Raw genomic sequence first — 21,740 nt, 5'->3', positions numbered from 1 at the left:
CGCTCACCCTCTTGAAGAGCAGAAACGCCTCGGCCAGTTGACCGAGGCCCTGAGTCCCTTGGTGGGCCCTCGTGGACTCGAACCACGGACCTCACCCTTATCAGGGGTGCGCTCTCACCACCTGAGCTAAGGGCCCACGCAGCAATCGAGCGCGCACATCCAGTATAGTCAGCGCGTTCCCGACCGGTCAACCGACCGCGGGTGCCCGGCCCCGGACCCGTCGACCGACCAGCCGCGCCAGGAGGGCGGCCACCAGGCGGCCGGCGAGGAGAAAGGCCAGGGTAAAGGTCAGCGCCGTCACGAGGAAGACCGGTGTGGCGCGGGTGAACAGCCGCCCCACCCACCACTGGCGGATCAGGATCCCGACGGGGACGGCGATCGCCCAGGTCGTCACCACGGCGGCCCACCGCGGGTGCCGGTAGAGGCGGATGATCGCGGCGACCAGATACCACGCTCCGAGGAGCGGCAGGCCGTCCCGCAGGATGTGCGCCGGGGTCAGGGGCGCCCCGTGGGTGCGGAGACCGACCAGCAGGAACCCCAGGAGGGCGACGCCGTCGAGGACGCCTGGGAGTATCCGGAGCGAGGAGGTGCTCACCGTGGGGAGGAAAACTCCGCCCGAACCTGCTCGAAGAACGCGGGATTCGTCAGGAGATCGAGCCCCGTCAGCGCCATCGCCTTCGCCGCGGCCAGCATCGCCGCGAACCCCTGGTCCGTCAGCGCCGCCTCCCGGAACTCCACGGTGTGGCCGGCGATGTCCTTGCCGATCGCCACATAGGGGTGGATCGCCGGCAGGCGCTGGCTGACGTCGCCCATGTCGGTGGAGCCCATCTTCGGCCGCTCGGGCGGCGGATCCAGCGGCCAGCCCAGCGCTTCGAGGTGGCGCCCGAAGGCCTCGGCGAGCGCGCGGTTCGGCTTCATCGCCTCGTAGCCCTTCTGGGTTTCCACCTGTAGCGTGGCCCCGGTGGCGGTGGCCGCGGCCCGGCCGCAGTTGATCACCTTTTCCAGCACCTCACCGGCGTAGGCGCCATCGGCGGCCCGGACGCTGAAGACGGCCTCGGCGCGGTCCGGGATGATGTTGGGCGCCGCGCCGCCGTAGGTGATGATGCCGTGGACGCGCGCGTCGTCGCGCAGCTGCTGGCGCAGCAGGCCGATGCTCACGAACATCGCCACCATGGCGTCCAGCGCGTTGATTCCCTCCTCCGGCGCGGCAGCGGCATGCGCCGCCCGGCCCCGGAAGGCGACCTTGAGGCGCCACGAGGCCAGCGACGGCCGCATCGTCAACGTGTAGCTCGCCGGGTGGAACATCAAGGCGGCGTCGATGCCGGCGAAGGCCCCGCGCTGCAGCATCAGGATCTTGCCGCCCCCGCCCTCCTCGGCGGGCGTGCCCAGGACCACCACCGTGCCGGGCAGGCGCGACCGCACCGCGGCCAGCCCGATCCCCGCGCCCAGAGCGCCGGCGGCGATGAGGTTGTGTCCGCAGGCGTGACCGATCTCCGGCAGCGCATCGTACTCGGCCAGGAAGGCCACGGTCGGACCCGGACCGCTCCCTCTGACCTCGGCCCGGAACGCCGTCGGGAGGTCGGCAATGCCCCGCTCCACCGTGAAGCCGTGCCGCTCCAGCGTCTCGCTCAGCCACCGGGAGGCCTGGACTTCCTGGAAGGCAACCTCGGGATGGGCGTGGATGCGTCGGGCGAGGTCCACCAGTGCCTCGGAGGCGGCATCGACCGCACGGCGCACGTCATCAGCCAGAGCCACGCTCTCCCTCCCGAATCCGGATCCTGGCGAAGCGGCGCCGGCCGACCCGCACGACCGCGCCGTCCTTCACGCTCACTTCGGCCTCGGGCTTCTCGACCCGGCCGCCGTCCACGCTGACGCCCCCCTGGCTGACCAACCGCCGGGCTTCGCTCTTTGAGGCGACCAACCCGGCCTGCACCAAAAGGTCCACGATCCTGATCCTCCCCTGGTGCAGCACGGCACTGCCGAGGGACACCTCGCGCATCTCGTCGGGCAGTTCCCGCGCCTTGAAGACCCGTTCGAAGGCGCGCTCCGCCTCCAGGGCGGCGTCCGCGCCGTGCCACATCGTCACGATCTCCCGGGCCAGGCGCGCCTTGGCCTCGCGCGGGTGGACGCGGCCGTCGGTCAGGCCCCGCGCCACGGCCCGCACCTCCGCGATGGGTATGTCGGTGGCGAACTCCATGTAGTGGGCGATGAGCCCGTCCGGAATGGACATCGCCTTGCCGTACATCTCCTCCGGCGGGTCCGTGATGCCGATGGCGTTGCCCAGGCTCTTGCTCATCTTCTCCACGCCGTCGGTGCCCACCAGCAGCGGGGTGAGCATCACCACCTGGCGGGGCTGGCCGAACTCGCGCTGGAGATCGCGGCCCATCAGGTTGTTGAACTTCTGGTCGGTCCCGCCGAGTTCGACGTCGGCCTGGAGGTGCACCGAGTCCATGGCCTGGCACAGCGGATAGAGCAGCTCGTGGAGGAAGACGGGCGTCCCGGCCTTGAGCCGGTTGGTGAAGTCGTCGCGCTCCAGGATGCGGGCCACAGTAGTCTTCGCCGCCAGGCGGATCACCGACTCGAAGGTCATCGGCCCCAGCCAGTGGCTGTTGAAGACCACCCGCGTCTTCTTCGGGTCCAGGATCCGGCTGTACTGCTCCCGATAGGTGGCGGCGTTCCGCTCGATCTCCTCGCGGGAGAGCATGGGACGGGTGCGCTTCTTCTCCGAGGGATCGCCGATCAGTCCCGTGAAGTCGCCCACGACGAGGATCGCCTCGTGGCCCAGATCCTGGAACTGGCGCAGCTTGCGCAGGACGATGGCGATCCCGAGGTGGATGTCCGGGGCGCTGGGGTCCACACCCAGCTTCACCCGCAGCGGGCGGCCTTCGCGGAGCTTGGCCAGCAGGTCCTCTTCGGTGATGATCTCGACGGTGCCCCGGCGCAGCAGGTCCAGCTGCGCCTCCGGGGAGAGTCTCTTCATCGCACGTCCAGTTCTACGATGGTCACGCCGCCTTCCCCTTCGCCGCGCTCGCCGAGGCGGAAGGACTTCACCTGAGGATGGTGGGCCAGAAATCCGTGCACCGCTCTGCGCAGCGTTCCGGTCCCCTTGCCGTGAATGACGGTGACTGTGCTGAGCCCGGCCAGGAACGCCTCGTCCAGATACTTATCCAGATGGGCCAGGGCCTCGTCCACTGTTTCGCCGCGCAGGTTGAGCGAGAGGGGAACGGCCGGACCGGCGCCCATCTCCCCCTGCGGCGCCGGCGTTTCAGGGCGGCCGGCGCTCGGGGGCGCCGCCGCCGCCCTGCGGAGTCCGGCCAGCCCCACGGTCACCCGGATGCCCCCGGTGTCGACATCCACCGCTCCCCGGCTGTCGGGAGCCGTGAGCACCGTGCCCGCGCGCCTGAGCGGCACGATGTACACCGGTTGCCCGGGACGGACGTCGGTCACCGCCTCGCCCGGCTCCGCGGAGGACGCCTCCTCCGCGACCGGGAGGTCTTCGGCCACCCGGCGCAGGTCGGCCCGGGCCCGGCGCACGGTTTCGGGGCTGCCCGTCGATCGCACCCGGTGGAGGATGGCCTCGATTTCGCGGCGCGCCCGGAGGATCAACGCCTCGCCTTCCTCCCGGGCGCGGGCCAGGATCTTCCTCCGCTCGGCCTGCAGGCGGGCGAGTTCGGCCTGGAGCCGATCGCGCAGGACCTCCGCCTCCCGCCGGGCTTCGGCCGCCCGGGCCAGTTCCCGCTCGCCGGCCCTGCGGTTTGCCTCGATCTCGCCGAGGATGCGGTCGATCTCCACCGCCCCCGCTCCCAGCAGTGCGCGGCTCCGCTCCACCACCGCGGGATCCACCCCAAGGCGTGCGGCGATGATGAGGGCGTTGCTGCGCCCGGGCAAACCGATCAGCAGCCGGTACGTGGGGGCGAGCGTCTGCGGGTCGAACTCCACCGAGGCGTTCTGGACGCCGGGCAACGTGTAGGCCAGCGACTTCAGCTCGTGGTAGTGCGTGGTCACCGCCGTGCGGCACCCCCGGGCGTGCAGATGTTCCAGGATCGCCCGGGCCAGGGCCACGCCCTCCGTGGGATCGGTCCCGGCACCGATCTCGTCAAGCAGCACAAGCGCCGGCCCGCGGATCCGGCGCAATATCTCGGCGATGGCGCCCATGTGCGAGGAGAAGGTGGACAGCGACTGCTCGATGCTCTGCTCGTCGCCGATGTCGGCAAACACCTGGGGAAAGACCGCCGCCTCCGAGCCTTCCGCCGCAGGGATGAACAGCCCGGATTGGGCCATGAGGGTGAGCAGCCCGATGGTCCGGAGGGTCACCGTCTTGCCGCCGGTGTTGGGCCCGGTGATGACCAGCGTGGTGAACTCCTCCCCCAGCCGGACATCGACGGGCACGACCTTGCCCGTCAGCAGGGGGTGGCGCGCGGCCACAAAGCGCAGGGCGCCGTCGTCGCGCACCACGGGCCGGCTGGCCTCCATGGCGTCGGCGAGACGCGCCTTGGCCACCGCAAAATCGATCTGCCCCAGGGCCTCGTAGGCGTGGAGGATCTCGGCGGAGCGTTCTCCGACCTGCGCACTCAGTGCGCGCAGCAGCCGGGCGATTTCCTCCCGTTCCTCGATCTCCAGCTCGCGCAGGCGGTTGCCCAGGGGCACGACGGCCAGCGGCTCCATGAAGACGGTGGCGCCGCTGCTGGACTGGTCGTGCAGGATGCCGGGGAACGTCCCTTTGAACTCGGCGCGGACCGGGACGACATACCGTTCGCCGCGCGAGGTGATGAGGGGGTCCTGCAGCATGCGGCCGTACGGCCCGCGGAGCACCTCGTCGAGCTTCTCCCGCAGGCGCGCCTGCGTCGTCCGCCGCTCGCGGCGGATGCGGGCCAGGCCGGCGCTGGCGCCGTCCGGGATCGATCCGTCCTCCGCGACCGTCCGGCCGATGGCCTCCTCCAGGGCGGCAAAGGTCGCCATCCTGCCGGCTACCTCGGCCAGGTACGGCGCCCGCTCCCGCCGGGCGGTCACAAACCCCTTGCATTGCCGGATGGTCCGCAGGGTCTGCCGGAGGTTCAGGAGTTCCCCGGCGTCGAGGGCGGCGCCGATGGCCGCGCGCCGCACCGCCTCGCGGATGTCGGTCGTCCCCCGCAGGGGAACCTCGCCGTCTTCACCCAGGGCCCGGGCTTCGGCCGTCTCCGCCAGCGCCCTGCGCACCTCCTCCGGGTCGACGAAGGGCCGCAGCGCCGCGGCCCGGTCGCGGCCGGACGCGGTCACGGTCTGCTCCATCAGGCGGTCCCGGATCTTGGGGAACTCAAGCAGGCGCAGGGTGCGGTCATCCATGCCGGACCTCTCCCCCCGGAAGGGCTCCGGCCAGCCAGGCCGTCACCGCCGGCGCGACGTCCGTGATGGTGCGCAGGGACGCACCGACCTCCTCGCGCCCGGCGCCGATGAGGAGGACGGGGACCGGGTTGCGCGTATGCCCAACGGACAGCACGTCCTCCAGGTTGCCGTGGTCGCTGGCCATCAGCACCAGCATCTCGCCGGGATCCCCGCCCTCAAGGACCCCGGCCAGGAGCGCGTCCAGCATCTCCACAACGGCCGCCGGCTCCAGCGGAATGCGGCCGTGCGCGGCCAGATCGGTGAGGAAGAACTCGAAGAGGGTGAGATGATGTCCGCGGGCGATTCCGGCAAGGTGCCGCCCCGCCTGGCGGGGAGTGATCGACGGAACGTCGTACCCCCACGCCCGCGGACGGTCGTTGGTCAAGTCGTGAAACACCGCGGCCCCGGCCCGCAGGTCATCGAGCCCCCGCAGTCGCACCCCCGCGCTCAGCGCGGCATAGGTGATGGAGGCGTGGCGCAGCCGGCCGGCCTCCACCGCGGCAAAGTACTCCGGCGTGTAGGCGTTGGCCAGCGCCGCCCTGCCGCCCATCCGCAGCACCCGGGCGAAAAGGTTGTGCGCCTTCAACACCTCCCGGAGGTGGGCCGTGGGGTAGGCCGCCACGTGCCGCCCGGCGAGTTGCGCCGCGTTCACGCCCGTGAGGAGCGCGGTCTGTCCCGTCGCGCTCTGAGGGAGCCCTTCCACGCCCAGCGTCGCATCCGCGGGCAGGAGCAGCGCCCCGTTCCCCCGGATCCGGGCGACGGGCCCGGCCAGCCGACGTCCCAGCAGGCCGTCCAGAGTCGGCGTCCGACCGGCGACGAGGGGGTTGACCGCCGGGTCGTCGGGACCCCATCCCAGCCCGTCGACGAAGAGCAGCAGGACGCGCCTCATCGTCGCGAGACGAAGGGACTGCCGGAGAGGTAGAACCGCCACGGGCGGTCCACCGCCCTGCGGATGCCGATCCGCGGGCCCGCCCTGATCCGCACCGGTCCCCGCCGGCCGGCCGCCAGGTACAGCGGCGGACGCGTCAGGTCCCGGCCGTTGTGCTCACGGCCGATCCCCATCGCCCGGGTCAACCGCCCCGGTCCGCTGGTCAGGAGACGCACGTCGGCGGTCCGGCGACGGCGGCGCATGATCTCCAGGCCCTCCATCGGCTCCAGCGCCCGGAGCAACACCGCACCGGCCGTCCCCTCGCGTTCCGTCACCACGTTGAGACAGTAGTGGTTCCCATAAGAGAAATACACGTACGCCGTGCCCGGCGTCCCCCACATGATACGGCTGCGGGCCGTCTTGCGGAATGCGTGGCTGGCCGGGTCCCGCGGCCCGCGGTAGGCCTCGACCTCGACGATCCGTCCGACCAGGCGGCCCCGCGGCGTCTCATGCACCAGGAGATGGCCCAGCAGGCCCCGGGCGACCTGGAGGGTGCTGCGGGCGAAGAAGGACCGGGGCAGGGGCCGCAGCCGCGCCGGCCGGCCGCGACCGGCACCGCTACCGGGAGGCAAGGTAGGCACGCAGCTCGGCCAGTGGGCGGGTGTTGAGGACGTGCCGGGGCTCGACCCAGGCGCGCCGCGCCACACCGAGGCCGTACTCCATGTGGCGGAGCTCATAGCGGCTGTGGGCGTCGGTGCTGATGACCAGCATGACCCCCCGCTCCCGGGCCAGTCGGGCGTGGACGTCGCTCAGATCCAACCGCTCCGGCGAGGCGTTGATCTCCAGCGCCGTCCCGGTTCGGCGTGCCGCCTCCACCAGCCGTTCCATATCTACGGCGTAGGCCTCGCGCTGGCCGAGCAGCCGACCGGTGGGATGGCCGATGATGTCCACGTGGGGGTTCTCCATCGCCTTGACGATGCGCGCCGTCATCTCCTCCCGGCCCATGCGCAGGCGCGAGTGCACCGAGGCCACGACGACGTCGAGCTCGGCCAGCACCTCGTCGGGGTAGTCCAGGCGTCCGTCGGGCAGGATGTCGCATTCGGTCCCGATCAAAACCGCCAGGCCGACCTTGTCCGAGACCTGCCGGCAGGTCCTGGCGTTGGCGCGCAGCTCGTCGACCGGCACCCCGCCCACGAACTTCAGCGACTGGGAATGGTCGGTGATGGCGATGTACTCATAGCCCAGGTCCTTGGCCGCGCGGGCCATGGCCTCGACGTTATCGGTCCCGTCGCTCCAGCGGGTGTGCATCTGCAGGTCCCCGCGGATATCCGACCGCTGCACCAGGACCGGCAGGCGGCCCTGCTCCGCCAGTTCGATCTCCCCCTGGTCCTCGCGGATCTCCGGGGGGATCCAGGGGAGCCCCACCGCGGCGTAGACCTCCTCCTCCGTCCGGCCGGCCAGCCGCCGGTTGTCCTTCACGCGGAACACGCCGTACTCGTTGATCTTCAGCCCCCGCCGCACGGCGCGCTCCCGAATCTTGACGTTGTGGTCCTTGCTGCCGGTGAAGTACTGCAGCGCCGCCCCGAAGGACTCCGGCTCGACCACGCGCACATCGGCCTGGATCCCCGAGTCCAGGACCACCGAGCTCCTGGTGGGGCCTTTGGCCAGAACCTGCTTCACCCGGGGCAGCGAGGTGAAGGTCTCCATGACCGGACCGGGGGTGGTGCTGGTGACGACGATGTCGATGTCGCCGACGGATTCCTTCATCCGCCGCAGGCTGCCTGCCACGGCCAGGGAGGTCACCTCTTTCAGGCCGCGCAGGGCATCCACAATCTCCCTGGCCTGGGGCAGGACGCGTCCCAGGGGCTGGCGCTCCTTGGTCCGGCGGAGCAGGGCGATCCCTTTGAGGATGTTCTCCTCGGTCTTCGCCCCCAGGCGCGGAAGCGTGCGGACCCTGCCCTCCCGGCAGGCCTGTTCTAACTGCTCGATGGTGGTGATGCCCAGTCTCTGGTGGAGCAGCAGCGCGGTCTTCGGGCCCACCTCCGGGACGGCCATCAGCGCGGTGATCCCTTCGGGGAGCGAGGCCCGGAGTTCGTCGTAGTACCGGCAGCGGCCGGTCCGCAGGAACTCCTCGATCTTCTCCGCCGTCCCCTTGCCGATGCCCGGGATGGAGGTGAGGGCGCCGCGCGCGGCGACCGCCGCCACATCCTCGCTCAGAGTCTCCAAAGCCCGGGCCGCCCGGCGGTAAGCGGTGATGCGAAACGGGGAATCCTGCTTGATCTCGAGCATGTCGGCGATGTCGTTGAACATCGCCGCAATCGCCCGGTTCTGCATGGCGCGCCTAGAAGGTTCCAGGCTCCAGGCCGAAGGGCTTCGCCGTGGACGGCAGGAGGGCGGCCACGGCCCTGAGGCCTCCGCGGTAGACGGCGAGCGCGACCGGGGCCACCGTGGAACGCTCGAGGTCGCGACGGATCGGGTCTCCGAAGGGAGCGGCAGCGGCGATGATGAGCAGCGCCGCGGCCAGCATCGTCCCCCGGACGAACCCGAGCACCGCGCCGGAGACCCGCGAGGGCAACGGGAGCCGCTCGCCCCCGAAGGCCATCACGGTCAGAATCGCCACGAGATCGTAGACCAGGAGGAACAGCCCGCCGAACGCCACCGTATCGCCCCACGCCGGCGTAAAGCGGACGGTGCGCTCGATGGCGTCGCCGAGGGAACGATACCAGGCCGAGGCGATGAGGTAGGAGGCGAAGACGGCGACGATCCCGATCACCGCCGCCAGCAGGCCCCGCTTCAGCCCCTGCAGCGCCGCGAACAGCGCGAACGCCGCGATGACCCAATCGATCCAGGTCACGCGACGATTCTATCACTCGCGGATTTTCGCCCGCAACCGCTGCTCCAGCGCCCCCCTGATGTTCAGGAGCGCGCCGTCCACCTCGTCGGCGGCCAGTGTCCGCTCTGCGGCGCGGAAGGTCAGGGCGTAGGCCAGGCTGCGGTGACCGTCGGGGACCGGCGCCCCGGTGTATACGTCGAACAACTCCATGCGCTCCAGCCACGCTCCACCGGAGGCCCGGATCACCTCCTCCACCTGGGCGGCGGGGACCTCGGCGGGCAGGACGATGGCCACGTCGCGCCGGACAGGCGGAAAGCGCGGGAGCGGGGTGAACCGACGCGCCGGGGCGCTCCTGGAGAGCAGGAGGGGCAGGTCCACGTCCGCCACATACACGGCGGCGGGCAGGTCGAACCGCGCGGCCACCTCGGGATGCAGTGCGCCCAGGGTGGCCACCACCGCGCCTCCCACGGTCACCTGCGCCGCGCGCCCGGGGTGAAGCCAGGCCTCCGCCGCGGCCCTGAAGGCGGAGTCGGAAATCCCCAGTTCCGCCAGCAGCCCCTCCAGGATGCCCTTGAGGTGATAGTAGGTGATCGTCACCGCCTCCGGAGGGAGATTCCACCGTCCGTCACAGGTGGTCCCCATCATCAGGATCCCCAGCCGCCGGCGTTCGGCAATGCCCCCCTCCTCCTGGAGAAAGACGTGTCCGATCTCGAAGATCTGCACCTCACCGACGCCGCGGCTGACGTTGACCTGCGCGACGTGCAGCAGTCCCGGCAGCAGTGTCGAGCGCAGGTGGGTATGGTCGTCCACCAGCGGGTTGCGCAGCGGCACCATCCGCCGCCACGGATGGTCGGCCGGGAGGCGGAGCGCCTCCAGGACGGCCGGGGTGGTCAAGGAGACCGTCAGGGCCTCCACCAACCCGGCGCGGACCAGGATGTCGCGCACCGTCTCCTCGGCGACCAGCGACGGCGCGCGCGTCCCCTGGGCCATGATCTCCACCGGTAACGTCTCGGGGATGCGATCGTACCCGTGGTGGCGGGCGAGGTCTTCGATCAGGTCCTCTTCCCGCTCCACGTCACGCCGGAAGGAGGGCACGGTCACCTGCACGCCGTCCGCCTCCGGGGAGGGAGCGAGTTCGAACCCAAGGCTGCGGAGAATCCTGCAGCACTCGTCCTGCGGGATGGCCAGCCCCAGGAGACGCGGGATGCTCTTCCAGCGCAGGTGGACCCGAGGGGCGGGCCGCGGGTCCGGGTACACATCGATCACCCCGGGAAGCACGCGGCCGCCGGCCAGGTCCTGCATCAGCGCCACGGCGCGGTCCTGCACGGCGAGGATCCCGTCCATGTCGGTGCCCCGTTCGAAGCGCGCGCTGCTCTCGGTGCGCACGCCCAGCCGCCGGCTGGTGCGCCGGATCATCGCCGCCTGCCAGGAGGCGGCTTCCAGGAGCACGCGGCGCGTCTGCGGTCCGATCTCCGCCGCCGCGCCGCCGATGATCCCCGCCACCCCTTGGGCGCGCTCGGCGTCCGCGACCACAAAGACGCCTTCGTCCAGGACGCGGTCCACCCCGTCCAGGGTGACCAGGCGCTCTCCGGGGCGCGCCGGTCGGACGACCAACCGGCCCCCCGCCAGCCGGTCGTAGTCGAAGGCGTGCATCGGCTGGCCGGTTTCCAGCATGACGTAGTTGGTCACATCCACGATGTTGTTGATGCTGCGAATGCCGCAGGCCTCGAGCCGCCGGGCCAGCCAGGAGGGCGAAGGGCCGACGCGGGCCTCGACGAGCATACGGGCCGTGAAGCGGGGACACCGCACCGGATCGGTCACCTCCACGCCGGTGAGCTCGCCGAGGGGCGGACCGGACTCGACGACCCGCACCGCCGGCGGGCGCACCCGCGTTCCTGCGGCGGCGGCCAGCTCCCGGGCCACACCCAGCAGGCTCATCAGGTCGCCCCGGTTGGCGGCGATCTCCAGGTCGAAGACGGCGTCGTCGCCGAGCCGCTCCACACCCTCGATCCCCAGGCCCAGCATCGGCAGCCGGTCCGACAGCTCCTCGATCCCGTAGGGGATCTCCACATACTCGCGCAGCCAGGACAGCAGGACCTTCACCCCTCGCCCCTCCTCAGAACTGCCGCAGCAGCCGCAGGTCGTTGTCCCAGAAGAGCCGGATATCCGGAATGCCGTAGCGCACCATCACCTGGCGATCAACGCCCAGGCCGAAGGCGAAGGCGGTGTAGCGGGCGGGGTCGATGCCGGCCATCTCCAGCACCCGCGGGTGGAACATCCCGCACCCCCCGAGTTCCATCCACTGCTCGTTGAAGTGGACGAGCATCTCGGCGCTCGGCTCGGTGAACGGGAAGTATCCCGGCACGAACTTCGTCCGCACCTGTGCGCCGAAGAGCTGCCGGGCGAAGGAGGTCAGCACCCCCTTGAGGTCCCCCATGGTGATGTGCTCGCCGACCATGAACCCGTCCACCTGGTGGAAGACGGGCATGTGCTTCCAATCGGGCGCGTCGCGTCGGTAGCAGCGGCCGGTGGTCAGAATCCGCATCGGGGGGGTGCGCCCCAGCATGACGCGCGCATCGACGACGGTGGTGTGGGTCCGCAGCAGCAGCTCGTCGGTCAGGTAGAAGGAATCCTGGGCGTCGCGCGCCGGGTGGTCGCGGCCCATGTTCAGGCGCTCGAAGTTGAATTCGTCCGTCTCGATCTCCGTGCCGTCCACGATCTCGAAGCCCAGTCCCAGGAAGATGCGCTCCACCTCGTCGAGGGTCTGCCGCAGCAGGTGGCGCCGGCCCAGGCGCGGCCGCCGCCCGGCGAGGGTGACGTCGATGGCCTCGGCGCTCATCCGCGCTTCGCGCGCCCGGGCGGCGAGATCCGCCCGGCGGGCGACCAGCAGGGTCTCCAGCCGAAGACGCAGCGCGTTGAGCCGCCGGCCCCGCTCGGGACGCTCCGGTGCCGGCAGCGACGGCAGCGCCTCGAACAGCCGGGTCACCAGGCCCCGGCGGCCGAGGTACCTCCGGCGGACCTCTTCCAGGGCCTCCTCCGTGGCCGCCTCGCGAATCGCGGCTTCCGCTTCCCGCACGACGTGCTCCAGATCCTCCTCCATCTCGTGCCTCCCGCCTCGACCGAACGCACAAAGAACGCCGCCCTCGTCCCAAGGACGAAAGCGGCGCTTCCGCGGTACCACCCCGGTTCTGCCGCCCGAAGGCGGCAGCCCTCAGCTTCCCGTCTCGTGGAAAGCGAACGGGCCCCCTACCACTCGCCCGGAGCTTCAGGAGCCGGCTCGGGAGTGAATGTCGCCGGAGGCCGCCCGGGAAGGCTTGCAGTCGACGACCTTCCCTCCCTGCGGGGGCCGAAGCCGGGTACGCTCTCCGTCTTCGCCGAACCTGTCAGTTTACGGATGCCCGGAGCCGCGACTTCTGGAACGCGGCAAACCGACGGTAAATCAGATAAGCCCAGACCGAACCCGTCGCTTCGAACAGATCCCAGAGCATCTCCGCCGTCCAGACCGTCTGCACCCTGTCCCTCCTGCCTCAAGAGCGCTGGGGCATCCTGTCCGTGCCGTCCGGTTTGGCCAGAGTATAACACACGGACCTGCGGGCGGGAACTCGGACCGCCGCCGGGCCTCAGAAGAGACGGATGTAGTCTTCGCGCAGGGGGTGAAAGACGTCCAGAACCAGGCAGGGAGACCCTTTGGTCTCGGCGCCGTGGGGGACATTGGGCGGCACCGTATACATGTCGCCGGAGCGCAGGGTCCGACGCTCCTCATCGATCCACAGCTCAAGCTCGCCCTGGAGGACGATCCCGATCTGCTCGTGCGGGTGATGGTGGGTGGGGACGATGGCGTGCGGGGCAAAGCGCACGGCGCTGAACATGAGTGCCTGTCCGGGCAGGACCTTCAGGAACACTCCGGGGCGCACCTCACGCTCGGGCAGCCGTTCCAGATGCGCCCACCGCACCTGGTCCATCGTCACACCTCCTCGTGTCGTCGGGCTTCATACAGCAGCAGGGCCGCGGCAATCGCCACGTTGAGGGACTCGGCGCGGCCATAGAGAGGGATTCGCAGCGAGGCCTCCGCCGCCTCCTGCCACAGCGGATGCACCCCGGCCGCTTCCGCGCCGAGGACCAGAGCCAGGGGACGGCGATAGGAGGCGGCGGCATAGTCTGCGACGCCGCGCTGGTCCGCGACGAGAATGCGCACGCCGCGCCGCCGCAACCCCTCCGCCAGGTCGTCCCTGTCCGCCTCCGCGACCGGGAGGTGGAACAGCGAGCCCATCGTCGCCCGTACGGTCTTCGGATGGTAGGGATCCACACTGCCGCGCACGACGGCCACGGCGGAGGCTCCCGCCGCGTCGGCGACGCGGATGATCGTCCCGAGGTTGCCGGGATCCTGGATGCCGTCGGCCACGGCCAGCAGGAGGTCGGGACGTCCCAGGACGCCGAACAGGTCGGCGGTGGGGATGGCCACGACCGCCAGCAGCCCGGGCGGAGTCTCCAGGGTGCTGCAGGCGGCGAGGACGCGGGCGCTGGCAGCGACAATCCGGACCCCGGCCGCCGTTGCCCGCGCCACAATCGCGGCCATCCGCGGGTCCTTCCCGGCGGCTTCCGGATCATACAGCAGGAGCTCCATGGGGACGTGCGCCGTCTGCGCTTCCTGGACGAGGCGCACGCCTTCCACGACCATCCGCCCCTCCGCCCGGCGGCCGGCCCGGTCGGCCAGACGCCGGAGCCGCGCGACCAGGGGGTTCCGGGGGCTGCTGATCCGCACCGATCAGAGGACGGTTTCCAGACGGCCCAGGGCGGCTTTCTCCCCTACCACGACCAGGACATCCCCGTGCAGGAGCTGCGTCTCGCCCGTCGGGGTGATCAGGATCTGGCTGTCGCGCTTGATGAGCAGGACGTTGACGCCGAAGCGGGTGCGCAGGTCGAGCTCGCCCAGGTTCTTCCCGGCCAGCTTCGGCCCCACGCTGACCTCCTCGACCAGGAAAGTCGGGGAGAGCTCCAACAGGTCGACGACGTGCCGGCTGGCCAGGCTGCGGGCCACCCGCACGGCCATGTCCCGCTCCGGCCGGACGACCTGGTCGGCGCCCACCTTCTCCAGGACGCGGCCCTGCAGTTCGTCCACCGCCTTGCTCACCACCTTGCGGCAGCCCAGTTCCTTCAGGATCAGCGTCGTGAGGATGCTCTCCTGCACGTCGGCGCCGATGGCCACGACCACGGCGTCGAAGTTCGTGATGCCCACCGCCCGCAGCGCCTCAGCGTCGGTGGAGTCGATCTGCACCGCGTGGGTGGCGTAGTCGGTGACCTTGCGCAGGGCCTCTTCGTTCTTGTCCAACGCCAGGACCGTGTGTCCCAGCTCGCGCAACGTGCGCACCACGTTGCTGCCAAATCGCCCCATGCCGATAACCGCGAACTCCATCGTTGGCTCGCCTCGCTCCTTACCCGATCAGAATCCGCTCCTCAGGATAGCGGAAATACCCCTGCCGCTGGCGCCGGGTCAGGGCAAACGCCATGGTCAGCAGGCCGACCCGTCCGATGAACACCGTGATCATGACGATGATCCGCCCGACCGTGCTCAGGTGCGGCGTCAGGCCGGTGGACAGCCCCACCGTGCCGAAGGCCGAGGTGACCTCGAACAGGGCGTCGATGAGGTCGACCCCCTCGGTGGAGGACAGGGCCGTGCCCATCGTGACGACGAACGCCAGGCCGACCAGGGCAATGGTCACGGCCTTGTACACCACCACCGGGGGGAGCCGGCGCCAGAACAGCTCCGGGTCCGGCCGCCCTCGCAGCATGGCCAGGATGACTGCCAGCGGCGCGATGAAGGTGGTCGTCTTGATGCCGCCGCCCGTCCCCCCGGGGGAGGCGCCGATGAACATCAGCGCGATGAGCAGCATGAGCGTCGGCTCCAGCATCCGGCCCATATCGAGCGTGTTGAACCCCGCGGTGCGCGGGGTCACGCTCTGGAAGAAGGCCGCCAGGACCTTCTGCCAGCCGGGCAGGGGACCCAGCGTGGCGGGGTTGCGGAATTCGAGGAGGAGGATCAGCACCGTGCCGGCCAGGATCAGCGCCGCCGTGGTGGCCAGCACCACCTTCCCGTGCAGGGTCAGCCGCTCCGGTCGCCTCAGGTCCACCAGCACGGTGAACCCCAGGCCGCCGAGGATGATCAGCAGGGCCAGGATCAGGTTGACGGGGAGATCGCCGACGAAGGGGGTGAAGCTTCGGAATCCCCCCCACAGGTCGAATCCCGCGTTGTTGAAGGCGGAGACGCTGTGGAAAACGGCGTAGTAGGCACCCCGCAGCCATCCCAGCTCCGGCCCCCAGCGCAGGAGGAGCAGCAGCGCGCCCGCCCCTTCGATGGCCAGGGTGGCCAGGACCACGGTGCGGGTGAAGCGGACCACACCGCCTACGGTGTAGAGGTTGTAGGCTTCCTGCAGCACCAGCCGCTGGCGCAGGCCGATCCGCCGGCCGATGGCCATGGCCATCAGCGTGGCGACGGTCATGTACCCCAGGCCGCCCAGCTGGATGAGGAGGAGGACTACGATCTCTCCGAAGGTGGACCAGTGATCCGCCGTGTCCACGACCACGAGTCCGGTCACACAGGTCGCCGAGGTGGCGGTGAACAACGCGGTTAGGAACGGCGTGGCCTGTCCGTCCTCGGCAGCCACCGGCAGGGTCAGCACGAGCCCCCCCGCCAGGATGATCGCCGCGAAGCCGGCGATGATCGCCTGGGAGGGGGTGAGCTCAAGCCGGGCGAAGGGGGATCGCTTTTCCAGGACCGTTGCCTGGGCCATCCCCGCTCAGGACTTCAGGCCCTCCTTGGCCTTGGCCACCAGCGCCGTGAAGGCCTGGCTGTCCCGCGCCGCCAGGTCGGCCAGCACCTTGCGGTTGATGGCAATCCCGGCCCGGCGCAGTCCGTTGATCAGCCGGCTGTAGGAGAGGCCATCCCTCCGCGCCGCGGCGTTGATCCGCGCGATCCACAGCCGCCGGAAGTCCCGCTTGCGCACGCGCCGGTCATGGTAGGCCTGCGCCAGCGCGCGCAGCACGTACTGGTTGGCGAGCTTGAACCAGCGGCTCTTCGCGCCGTAGTAGCCCTTGGCCAGTTTGAGGATCTTCTTGTGACGGCGGCGTGTGGTCACGCCCCGTTTGACCCGGGCCATCCCAGATCCCTCCTAGCGGTTCGGCAGCAGGGCTTCGATCTTCCGGCGGTCCGCTCCGGAGACCGCGGCCTCGCGCCGGAGCCTGCGCAGCCGCGCCGGCCGTTTGGATACCTTGAGATGCCCCGCCATCTGGCGCCTGCGGCGCAGTTGCCCGCGCCCGGTCACGAGGATCCGCTTCGCCGTCCCCTGGTGCGTCTTGGCCTTGCCCATGTCAGCCCTCCCGGAACCCCTCTACCGCTTTGGGCTCAGGATCATGATCATGTTGCGTCCTTCAAACAGCGGCGGACGCTCCACCACTCCGACGTCGGCGACCATCTCGCTCACCCGCTGAAGCAACTTGTGTCCCATCTGCGGATAGGCCATCTCCCGCCCCCGGAACCAGACGGACACCCGCACCTTGTTGCCCTGCTTGAGAAACTCGATCACGTGCTTGACTTTGGTTTGAAAGTCGTGCTCGCCGATTTTGGGGGAGAACCGCATCCCCTTGAGGTCGCCGCCCCGGTGGTGGGTCCCCCGTCCCTTCTTGCTCAGCTCGTATTTGTATTTCCCGTAGTCCATGATCCGGCACACCGGCGGCTGGGAGGTTGGGGCCACCTCGACCAGATCCAACCCGAATTCCTGTGCGCGGAGGAGGGCGTCGCGGACCGTCATCACCCCCAGTTGCTCCCCCTCAGGACCGATCACGCGGATCTCCCTGGCCCGGATGCGGTCGTTCACGCGTGGTTCAGGCGCGATGGAGTAAACCTCCTCTCAAACAGGGAAATGCCGGGCATGGCAGACACCATCCCCGGCAAGACGAATCACGGTCTGTCGGCGCTGACCGGCGCGAGCGACGACCCCCGGCCGGTGAGAAGCGGATGGCTTCTGCTTGGGCCCTTCACAACTGCCCGCAGTATACCACAGGCGCAGGGACGCCGCTATGGGATGATGAGGGTCTCGTAGCCCAGCCGCTGGAGGTCCTGCGCCAGCTTCGCCGCGTCCGCCCGGCTGGCGAAGGATCCTACCTGTACCAGGTACAGCCCGCCGTAGGTGCGGACGTCCGCCCGGTATCCCTGGTCCCGCAGCCTCCCCACCACGGCCCGGGCGTTGGCCTCGATGCGGTACGCTCCCACCTGGACGCGGAAACGGGTCGCCGGTCGTGCCGGCTCCGAGGCCGGGGCCGCGGTCGACCCGGCCGAGGCCGCGGTCGACCCGGCCGTCGCCCCCGGGCCGGCGGCGGCCGAGGGAGGCGTGGCGACGGGCGCCTGCACGGCGGACGAACCGGCAGGAGGCGCGTCCGCCGGAGTGGGAACGGCTGGTCCGGAGGCCGGCGCATCCGCCGTCTCCTCGCCGGTGACGGCCGGCACGGCGCCGGGCGACGCGCTCTGCGGTCGGCGCAGCCACGATGAGGCGAAGTAGCCCAGGGCCAGGCCGCCGATGAACAGCTCGACGATGAGCACGAGCACCGCCAGCGTGGTGAGGCGCGAGAGCAGTCGGGCGCGCGCCGGGGCGCCCGTCACGGCGGCCGCTTTGAACACTTCGCCAGTGAGCTTATCCGTAGAAAACCACTCCGGCCACTGTGCCGCGACGTCCTCCGGCACCTGAATCGTGACGCTGAACTTCTTCCCGCTGTTGGTCAGCCTGACCGCGGGCTTGGGGTCGTTCGCCTGCTTCACCCGAAGTCACCCTCAACCTTCCCCGGGACTTCCCGTATACCTCCATCTGCCCCTCCGCGGTCTTCCCTAGACCGGCGCCGTCCCGCTGAACCCGGGACACCCCGCCGGGGGCCGCCCGACGGGGTCAGCCGGCCTGCTCCTCGCCGGCGTCCTCACGGAGGATCTCCAGCGTCGCCTGCAGGGTCTTGATTCGCAACTTCCGGTCGCTGATCAGACTCTCCTTGTCCCCCGAGGCCTGAAAGCGCTCCATGATCGCCAGGTCGTCCAGATCCTCATCGATCGGTTCCGCTTCGCCCAGCATCAGGGCCAGGTCGCGCTGGTAGCGGTCAATGGTCCGCCGGATGTGGCCGATGGTCCGGAAGGGACGGGCCGCCACCTTCCACGGACGTTGTTCCAGCGCACGCCCGGCCTTCAGCCGCGTCATCCGGACAATGGTGCCCATCGGACTGCTCTGGCACTCCACCGCGTCCATGAGACTGCGGATCAGGTGCATCCCCCGCCCCACCTCGCGCTCCGGCGAGTAGGGCTGGTCCAGGATGGCGGTGTCAAATCCCTCCCCGTCGTCCTCCACCTCGATGGTCAGGGCGTCGGGCTCCAGGGCAAACCGCAGCGTCACCCAGGTGGTGTTCGCGTGCTGGATGACGTTGGTGTAGGCTTCCGAGAGCGCCACGGCCATTTCGCCGGCCTGCACCTCGGAGAACCCGGCGTGGGCGGCCAGCGTGCGCAGGATGGCCCGGGCCAGGCGGACGTGGGCCGGGTGCGCCGGCAGAAGCATCTCGGCAAATCCCACGCCCTCGGGGCCCCAGGGTGCCATCGGGGCGTATCTTCACCCCGGGGCTCCAAAACCCTCCGCGGATCACTGCAGGGCCCGCGCCGCCGCCGCCACCGCCTGTTCGACCATGGCAAAAGTGATGTGCCGGTGCGTCACCATCCGGACCGTCGAGGCGCTCACCGGCAGGGCCAGCACCCCCTCGCGCCTGAGCCGGGCGCAGAACTCCGCCGCGCTGACCGGCGGATGGACGTCGACCAGCACCATGTTCGTCCGCACGCGTTCCGGGTTCACCGACAGGCCGCGCAGGACCGCCAGCCCTTCGGCCAAGCGGCGCGCGTTGGCGTGGTCTTCGGCCAGGCGGTCGACCATGGTGGTCAAGGCGACGATCCCGGCTGCGGCCAGGATCCCGGCCTGCCGCATGCCTCCGCCGACCATCTTCCGGAACCGCCGGGCCCGTTCCACGAAGTCCCGCCGTCCGGCGACCAGCGATCCCACCGGCGCGGAGAGACCCTTCGAGATGCAGAACATCACCGAATCGACGTGGCGGGTCAGGTCGGTGACCGGTACCCCCAGGGCCACGGCGGCGTTGAAGATCCGGGCGCCGTCCAGGTGAATGGCCAGGCCCAGCTGCCGGGCCGCCCGGCAGGTGGCGTCCATCTCCAGGGGGCCGAAGGGCATCCCCCCGGCGCGGTTGTGGGTATTCTCAAGCGCCAGCAGGCGCGCCGGCGGGATGTGGATGTTCGGGCCCCGCACCGCGGCGCGCAGCAGGTCCGGCGTGATGAAGCCATCGACGCCGGCCACGGGATTGGGCACCACCCCCGCCACCGCCGAGATCGACCCCACCTCGAAGCGGTAGGTGTGGCACTCCGCCTCGAGGATGACGGCGTCCCCTTTCTGGGTGTGGGCCATCACGGCGATGAGGTTTCCCATCGTCCCGCTGGGGACGAACACCGCGGCCTCCTTGCCCATCTTCTCCGCGGCCAGCGCCTCCAGTTCGTTGACCGTCGGATCTTCCCCGAACACATCGTCGCCGACCGCCGCCCGGGCCATCGCCTCCCGCATCGCCTCGGTCGGCTGGGTCACCGTGTCGCTGCGCAGGTCGATCAGCTCGACCACGTCTAGCCTTCCCGCGGCCGGGCCGCCTCATAGAGGGCGATGCCCTTGTTGGCGATGGCGGAGGCCACGACCCCCATGACCAGCAGCAGGGCGGCCTTGAAACTCAGGGTCAGCGGCAGATTGGACATCCGCTGGAAGATCGAACCGTCCGCCGCCGCGACCAGGTCGCGGTAGGCGATGGCGAAGACGCCGACCAGCATCGCCACGCCGAGCAAGAAGACCACGATCCCGAGAGCGCGGCCTGTCGTATCGGTGGCGATGGCGCGAACGGGCATCGTCTGGGCCACGGGACTCCCCTCCTCACCGGTCCCGAAAGATCTGGACCGTCCGTAATCGACTCGCGAACCTAGAGCCGAGCCTGTTGCAGCGCGGTTGCGCACACGCAGCTCCGTTGCGCCGGAATGCGCGGGATGATCCGCAGGATCAGCTCCCGCAGCCGCGCCGTGTTCTCCCGAAACCGGGCCAGCACCTCCTGCGCCGTCACCGGTTCGATGCCGGGCTCGCCCTCCAAACCTACATCGTAGTCGGTGATTAGCGAGATGTTCACATAACACATCTCCAGCTCCCGGGCCAGGGCCGCTTCGGGGTACTGGGTCATGTTGATCACCTCCCACCCCGCATCCCGGAACCAGCGGCTCTCGGAGCGGGTGGAAAAGCGCGGGCCCTGGATCACGACGACCGTCCCCCGCTCGTGGGTCCGCCACTCCAGTTCCCGGGCCGTGGCCAGGCCGACCGCCCGCAACTCGGGGCAGTACGGCTCCGCCATGCTGACGTGGGTGATGACGGGCCCGTCGTAGAAGGTGTCCTTCCGGCCCGTCGTCCGGTCGACGTACTGATCGCAGAACACCAGATCCCCCGGGCGGATGTGGGGCTGCAGGCTGCCCACGGCGCAAGGCCCCAGAACCCGCGTGCAGCCCAGCGACTTCAAGGCCCAGAGGTTGGCCCGGTAGTTGATGGCGTGGGGCGGCAGCGTATGCTCCCGTCCGTGCCGGGGGAGAAATGCCACCTTCCGCCCCCCCACCTCCGCCAGCGTGACCACGTCGCTCGGGGGACCGTAGGGGGTCTCGACCCGCTGCGCTTTCGCCCCTTCCAGCAGGGTATAGAACCCGGTACCGCCGATGACACCGATCTCAGCCAGGGACATATCCGTCCTCGGGGGAGATGCGACTCGTCCGACGCGGGATGGCGCAGCCGGTATCTTCTGCGTTACCGGGACGTCTCCCTCTCCCCGCGCTGGCCGGAGACGGCAGCCGCCAGCGCTGGGAGCACCGCTCCCGCCCGGCCGCGCAGGACGACCTCGGCCCGGTGGTCCAGGGGCGTCGGCTCGTCGTTGACGATGAGGATCGCCGCTCCGCTCTCCCTGGCCACTTCGGGCAGCCAGGCCGCCGGGGTGACCTGCAGCGAGGATCCGGCGACGAGCAGGACGTCCGCCAGACGGCATTCCTGTTCCGCGGCCGCGTAGGCGGCTGCCGGCAGCAGTTCCTCGAAGAGCACCACGTTGGGTTTCAACGGCCCGCCGCAGGTCGAGCATGTCGGCAGCTCCCCGCGGTCCAGGGCCTCAGTCAGGACGGCGATGGGGCGCACCGCCCGGCACGCCACGCAGGCGGCCTCGCGCAGGTTGCCGTGCAGTTCGATCACGCGGCGGCTGCCCGCCGCCTGGTGGAGGCCGTCGACGTTCTGGGTGATCACAGCCTGGAGCCCGAACCGCTCGAGGGTCACCAGGGCGTAATGGGCCGGGTTGGGCTTCGCCCCGGCCAGCGCCAGCAGGCGCCGACGGTAAAAGTCGTAGAACACCTGCGGCCGGCGCTGGAAGGCGGTGAGGCTGGCCACCTCCATGGGATCCACCCCGGCCCACAGGCCTCCCGGAGATCGAAAGTCGGGAAGTCCGGACTCGGTGCTGACCCCCGCCCCCGTGAGCGCGGCGATCCGTCGCGCCCGGGCCAGCACCGCCGCCGCCTTCGCGATGGCGTCGGTCATGCCC

General features: G+C 70.3%; 24 protein-coding genes and 1 tRNA gene. All 25 read right to left on the bottom strand.

All coding sequences use genetic code 11. From position 1 onward, the window contains the following. Window positions 1-59: 59 nt before the first annotated feature. A tRNA-Ile gene (locus QN141_11180) sits at window positions 60-136 on the bottom strand. A 51-nt stretch (window positions 137-187) separates the two neighbouring features. Then, window positions 188-595 carry a DUF3054 domain-containing protein gene (locus tag QN141_11175; GenBank protein ID MDR7559036.1) on the bottom strand — a complete coding sequence of 136 codons (408 nt, stop codon included), beginning with the start codon at window positions 593-595 and terminating at the stop codon, window positions 188-190. Continuing rightward, on the bottom strand, window positions 592-1,755 hold the full coding sequence (locus tag QN141_11170) for a M20 family metallopeptidase (GenBank protein MDR7559035.1): 1,164 nt from the start codon (window positions 1,753-1,755) through the stop codon (window positions 592-594). The genes QN141_11175 and QN141_11170 overlap by 4 nt, the downstream gene beginning before the upstream one ends. Beyond that, window positions 1,742-2,980 carry a tyrosine--tRNA ligase gene (gene tyrS, locus QN141_11165; GenBank protein MDR7559034.1) on the bottom strand — a complete coding sequence of 413 codons (1,239 nt, stop codon included), beginning with the start codon at window positions 2,978-2,980 and terminating at the stop codon, window positions 1,742-1,744. The genes QN141_11170 and tyrS overlap by 14 nt, the downstream gene beginning before the upstream one ends. Further along, a complete protein-coding gene (locus QN141_11160) occupies window positions 2,977-5,322 on the bottom strand; it encodes an endonuclease MutS2 (GenBank protein MDR7559033.1) in 2,346 nt (781 codons plus the stop codon). Before QN141_11160 ends, tyrS begins: the two co-directional genes overlap by 4 nt. Next, on the bottom strand, window positions 5,315-6,250 hold the full coding sequence (locus tag QN141_11155; protein MDR7559032.1) for a metalloenzyme: 936 nt from the start codon (window positions 6,248-6,250) through the stop codon (window positions 5,315-5,317). Before QN141_11155 ends, QN141_11160 begins: the two co-directional genes overlap by 8 nt. Beyond that, window positions 6,247-6,861 (bottom strand): DNA-3-methyladenine glycosylase, encoded by a 615-nt coding sequence (locus tag QN141_11150; protein MDR7559031.1) that lies wholly within the window; start codon window positions 6,859-6,861, stop codon window positions 6,247-6,249. The genes QN141_11155 and QN141_11150 overlap by 4 nt, the downstream gene beginning before the upstream one ends. After that, entirely contained in the window at window positions 6,848-8,563 is a 1,716-nt protein-coding gene (polX, locus tag QN141_11145; GenBank protein ID MDR7559030.1) for a DNA polymerase/3'-5' exonuclease PolX, read from the bottom strand. Before polX ends, QN141_11150 begins: the two co-directional genes overlap by 14 nt. A gap of 7 nt (window positions 8,564-8,570) precedes the next feature. Then, on the bottom strand, window positions 8,571-9,083 hold the full coding sequence (locus tag QN141_11140) for a CvpA family protein (GenBank protein MDR7559029.1): 513 nt from the start codon (window positions 9,081-9,083) through the stop codon (window positions 8,571-8,573). Window positions 9,084-9,095: 12 nt separating this feature from the next. After that, entirely contained in the window at window positions 9,096-11,165 is a 2,070-nt protein-coding gene (gene pheT, locus QN141_11135; GenBank protein MDR7559028.1) for a phenylalanine--tRNA ligase subunit beta, read from the bottom strand. 13 nt (window positions 11,166-11,178) lie between these two features. Beyond that, window positions 11,179-12,162, bottom strand: a complete 984-nt coding sequence (gene pheS, locus QN141_11130; GenBank protein MDR7559027.1) for a phenylalanine--tRNA ligase subunit alpha — start codon at window positions 12,160-12,162, stop codon at window positions 11,179-11,181. Window positions 12,163-12,445: 283 nt separating this feature from the next. Further along, on the bottom strand, window positions 12,446-12,574 hold the full coding sequence (locus QN141_11125) for a YqzL family protein (GenBank protein ID MDR7559026.1): 129 nt from the start codon (window positions 12,572-12,574) through the stop codon (window positions 12,446-12,448). 108 nt (window positions 12,575-12,682) lie between these two features. Continuing rightward, the gene (locus QN141_11120) at window positions 12,683-13,024 is read right to left on the bottom strand and encodes a cupin domain-containing protein (protein MDR7559025.1); all 342 of its coding nucleotides are present in this window, start codon (window positions 13,022-13,024) and stop codon (window positions 12,683-12,685) included. A gap of 2 nt (window positions 13,025-13,026) precedes the next feature. Beyond that, on the bottom strand, window positions 13,027-13,824 hold the full coding sequence (locus tag QN141_11115) for an RNA methyltransferase (protein MDR7559024.1): 798 nt from the start codon (window positions 13,822-13,824) through the stop codon (window positions 13,027-13,029). Window positions 13,825-13,827: 3 nt separating this feature from the next. Continuing rightward, window positions 13,828-14,475, bottom strand: coding sequence for a TrkA family potassium uptake protein (locus QN141_11110; GenBank protein ID MDR7559023.1), 648 nt, complete (start codon window positions 14,473-14,475; stop codon window positions 13,828-13,830). 19 nt (window positions 14,476-14,494) lie between these two features. After that, on the bottom strand, window positions 14,495-15,850 hold the full coding sequence (locus tag QN141_11105; protein MDR7559022.1) for a TrkH family potassium uptake protein: 1,356 nt from the start codon (window positions 15,848-15,850) through the stop codon (window positions 14,495-14,497). A 6-nt stretch (window positions 15,851-15,856) separates the two neighbouring features. After that, entirely contained in the window at window positions 15,857-16,216 is a 360-nt protein-coding gene (gene rplT / locus QN141_11100) for a 50S ribosomal protein L20 (GenBank protein MDR7559021.1), read from the bottom strand. Window positions 16,217-16,228: 12 nt separating this feature from the next. Continuing rightward, window positions 16,229-16,426 carry a 50S ribosomal protein L35 gene (locus QN141_11095; protein MDR7559020.1) on the bottom strand — a complete coding sequence of 66 codons (198 nt, stop codon included), beginning with the start codon at window positions 16,424-16,426 and terminating at the stop codon, window positions 16,229-16,231. Between the two features lie 21 nt (window positions 16,427-16,447). Then, window positions 16,448-16,933, bottom strand: a complete 486-nt coding sequence (infC, locus tag QN141_11090; protein ID MDR7559019.1) for a translation initiation factor IF-3 — start codon at window positions 16,931-16,933, stop codon at window positions 16,448-16,450. Window positions 16,934-17,133: 200 nt separating this feature from the next. Then, a complete protein-coding gene (locus tag QN141_11085; protein MDR7559018.1) occupies window positions 17,134-17,871 on the bottom strand; it encodes an SPOR domain-containing protein in 738 nt (245 codons plus the stop codon). Between the two features lie 124 nt (window positions 17,872-17,995). Further along, window positions 17,996-18,685 (bottom strand): ATP-binding protein, encoded by a 690-nt coding sequence (locus QN141_11080; protein MDR7559017.1) that lies wholly within the window; start codon window positions 18,683-18,685, stop codon window positions 17,996-17,998. Between the two features lie 42 nt (window positions 18,686-18,727). Further along, window positions 18,728-19,750: a low-specificity L-threonine aldolase gene (gene ltaE / locus QN141_11075; GenBank protein ID MDR7559016.1), complete on the bottom strand. Its 1,023-nt coding sequence runs from the start codon at window positions 19,748-19,750 to the stop codon at window positions 18,728-18,730. Window positions 19,751-19,761: 11 nt separating this feature from the next. Beyond that, the gene (locus QN141_11070; protein MDR7559015.1) at window positions 19,762-20,046 is read right to left on the bottom strand and encodes a hypothetical protein; all 285 of its coding nucleotides are present in this window, start codon (window positions 20,044-20,046) and stop codon (window positions 19,762-19,764) included. A gap of 59 nt (window positions 20,047-20,105) precedes the next feature. Then, the gene (locus QN141_11065; protein MDR7559014.1) at window positions 20,106-20,903 is read right to left on the bottom strand and encodes an S-methyl-5'-thioadenosine phosphorylase; all 798 of its coding nucleotides are present in this window, start codon (window positions 20,901-20,903) and stop codon (window positions 20,106-20,108) included. A gap of 62 nt (window positions 20,904-20,965) precedes the next feature. Then, complete coding sequence (locus tag QN141_11060) at window positions 20,966-21,736, bottom strand: NAD-dependent deacylase (protein ID MDR7559013.1); 771 nt, start codon at window positions 21,734-21,736, stop codon at window positions 20,966-20,968. Between the last annotated feature and the right edge of the window lie 4 nt (window positions 21,737-21,740).

Source organism: Armatimonadota bacterium, from assembly GCA_031459765.1.
In the GTDB taxonomy this organism is placed as follows: Bacteria; Sysuimicrobiota; Sysuimicrobiia; order Sysuimicrobiales; family Kaftiobacteriaceae; genus Kaftiobacterium; species Kaftiobacterium secundum.
The sequence above is the reverse complement of the archived record's forward strand: the minus strand, read 5'-3'. Positions and strand labels throughout refer to the sequence as shown.

Coding starts and splice junctions, on each gene's coding strand:
- QN141_11095 (MDR7559020.1), bottom strand. CDS start 16,426: ATGGGCAAGGCCAAGACGCACCAGGGGACGGCGAAGCGGATCCTCGTG.
- polX (MDR7559030.1), bottom strand. CDS start 8,563: ATGCAGAACCGGGCGATTGCGGCGATGTTCAACGACATCGCCGACATG.
- tyrS (MDR7559034.1), bottom strand. CDS start 2,980: ATGAAGAGACTCTCCCCGGAGGCGCAGCTGGACCTGCTGCGCCGGGGC.
- QN141_11160 (MDR7559033.1), bottom strand. CDS start 5,322: ATGGATGACCGCACCCTGCGCCTGCTTGAGTTCCCCAAGATCCGGGAC.
- QN141_11110 (MDR7559023.1), bottom strand. CDS start 14,475: ATGGAGTTCGCGGTTATCGGCATGGGGCGATTTGGCAGCAACGTGGTG.
- QN141_11155 (MDR7559032.1), bottom strand. CDS start 6,250: ATGAGGCGCGTCCTGCTGCTCTTCGTCGACGGGCTGGGATGGGGTCCC.
- QN141_11060 (MDR7559013.1), bottom strand. CDS start 21,736: ATGACCGACGCCATCGCGAAGGCGGCGGCGGTGCTGGCCCGGGCGCGA.
- pheS (MDR7559027.1), bottom strand. CDS start 12,162: ATGGAGGAGGATCTGGAGCACGTCGTGCGGGAAGCGGAAGCCGCGATT.
- QN141_11065 (MDR7559014.1), bottom strand. CDS start 20,903: ATGTCCCTGGCTGAGATCGGTGTCATCGGCGGTACCGGGTTCTATACC.
- QN141_11105 (MDR7559022.1), bottom strand. CDS start 15,850: ATGGCCCAGGCAACGGTCCTGGAAAAGCGATCCCCCTTCGCCCGGCTT.
- QN141_11120 (MDR7559025.1), bottom strand. CDS start 13,024: ATGGACCAGGTGCGGTGGGCGCATCTGGAACGGCTGCCCGAGCGTGAG.
- rplT (MDR7559021.1), bottom strand. CDS start 16,216: ATGGCCCGGGTCAAACGGGGCGTGACCACACGCCGCCGTCACAAGAAG.
- QN141_11080 (MDR7559017.1), bottom strand. CDS start 18,685: ATGGCACCCTGGGGCCCCGAGGGCGTGGGATTTGCCGAGATGCTTCTG.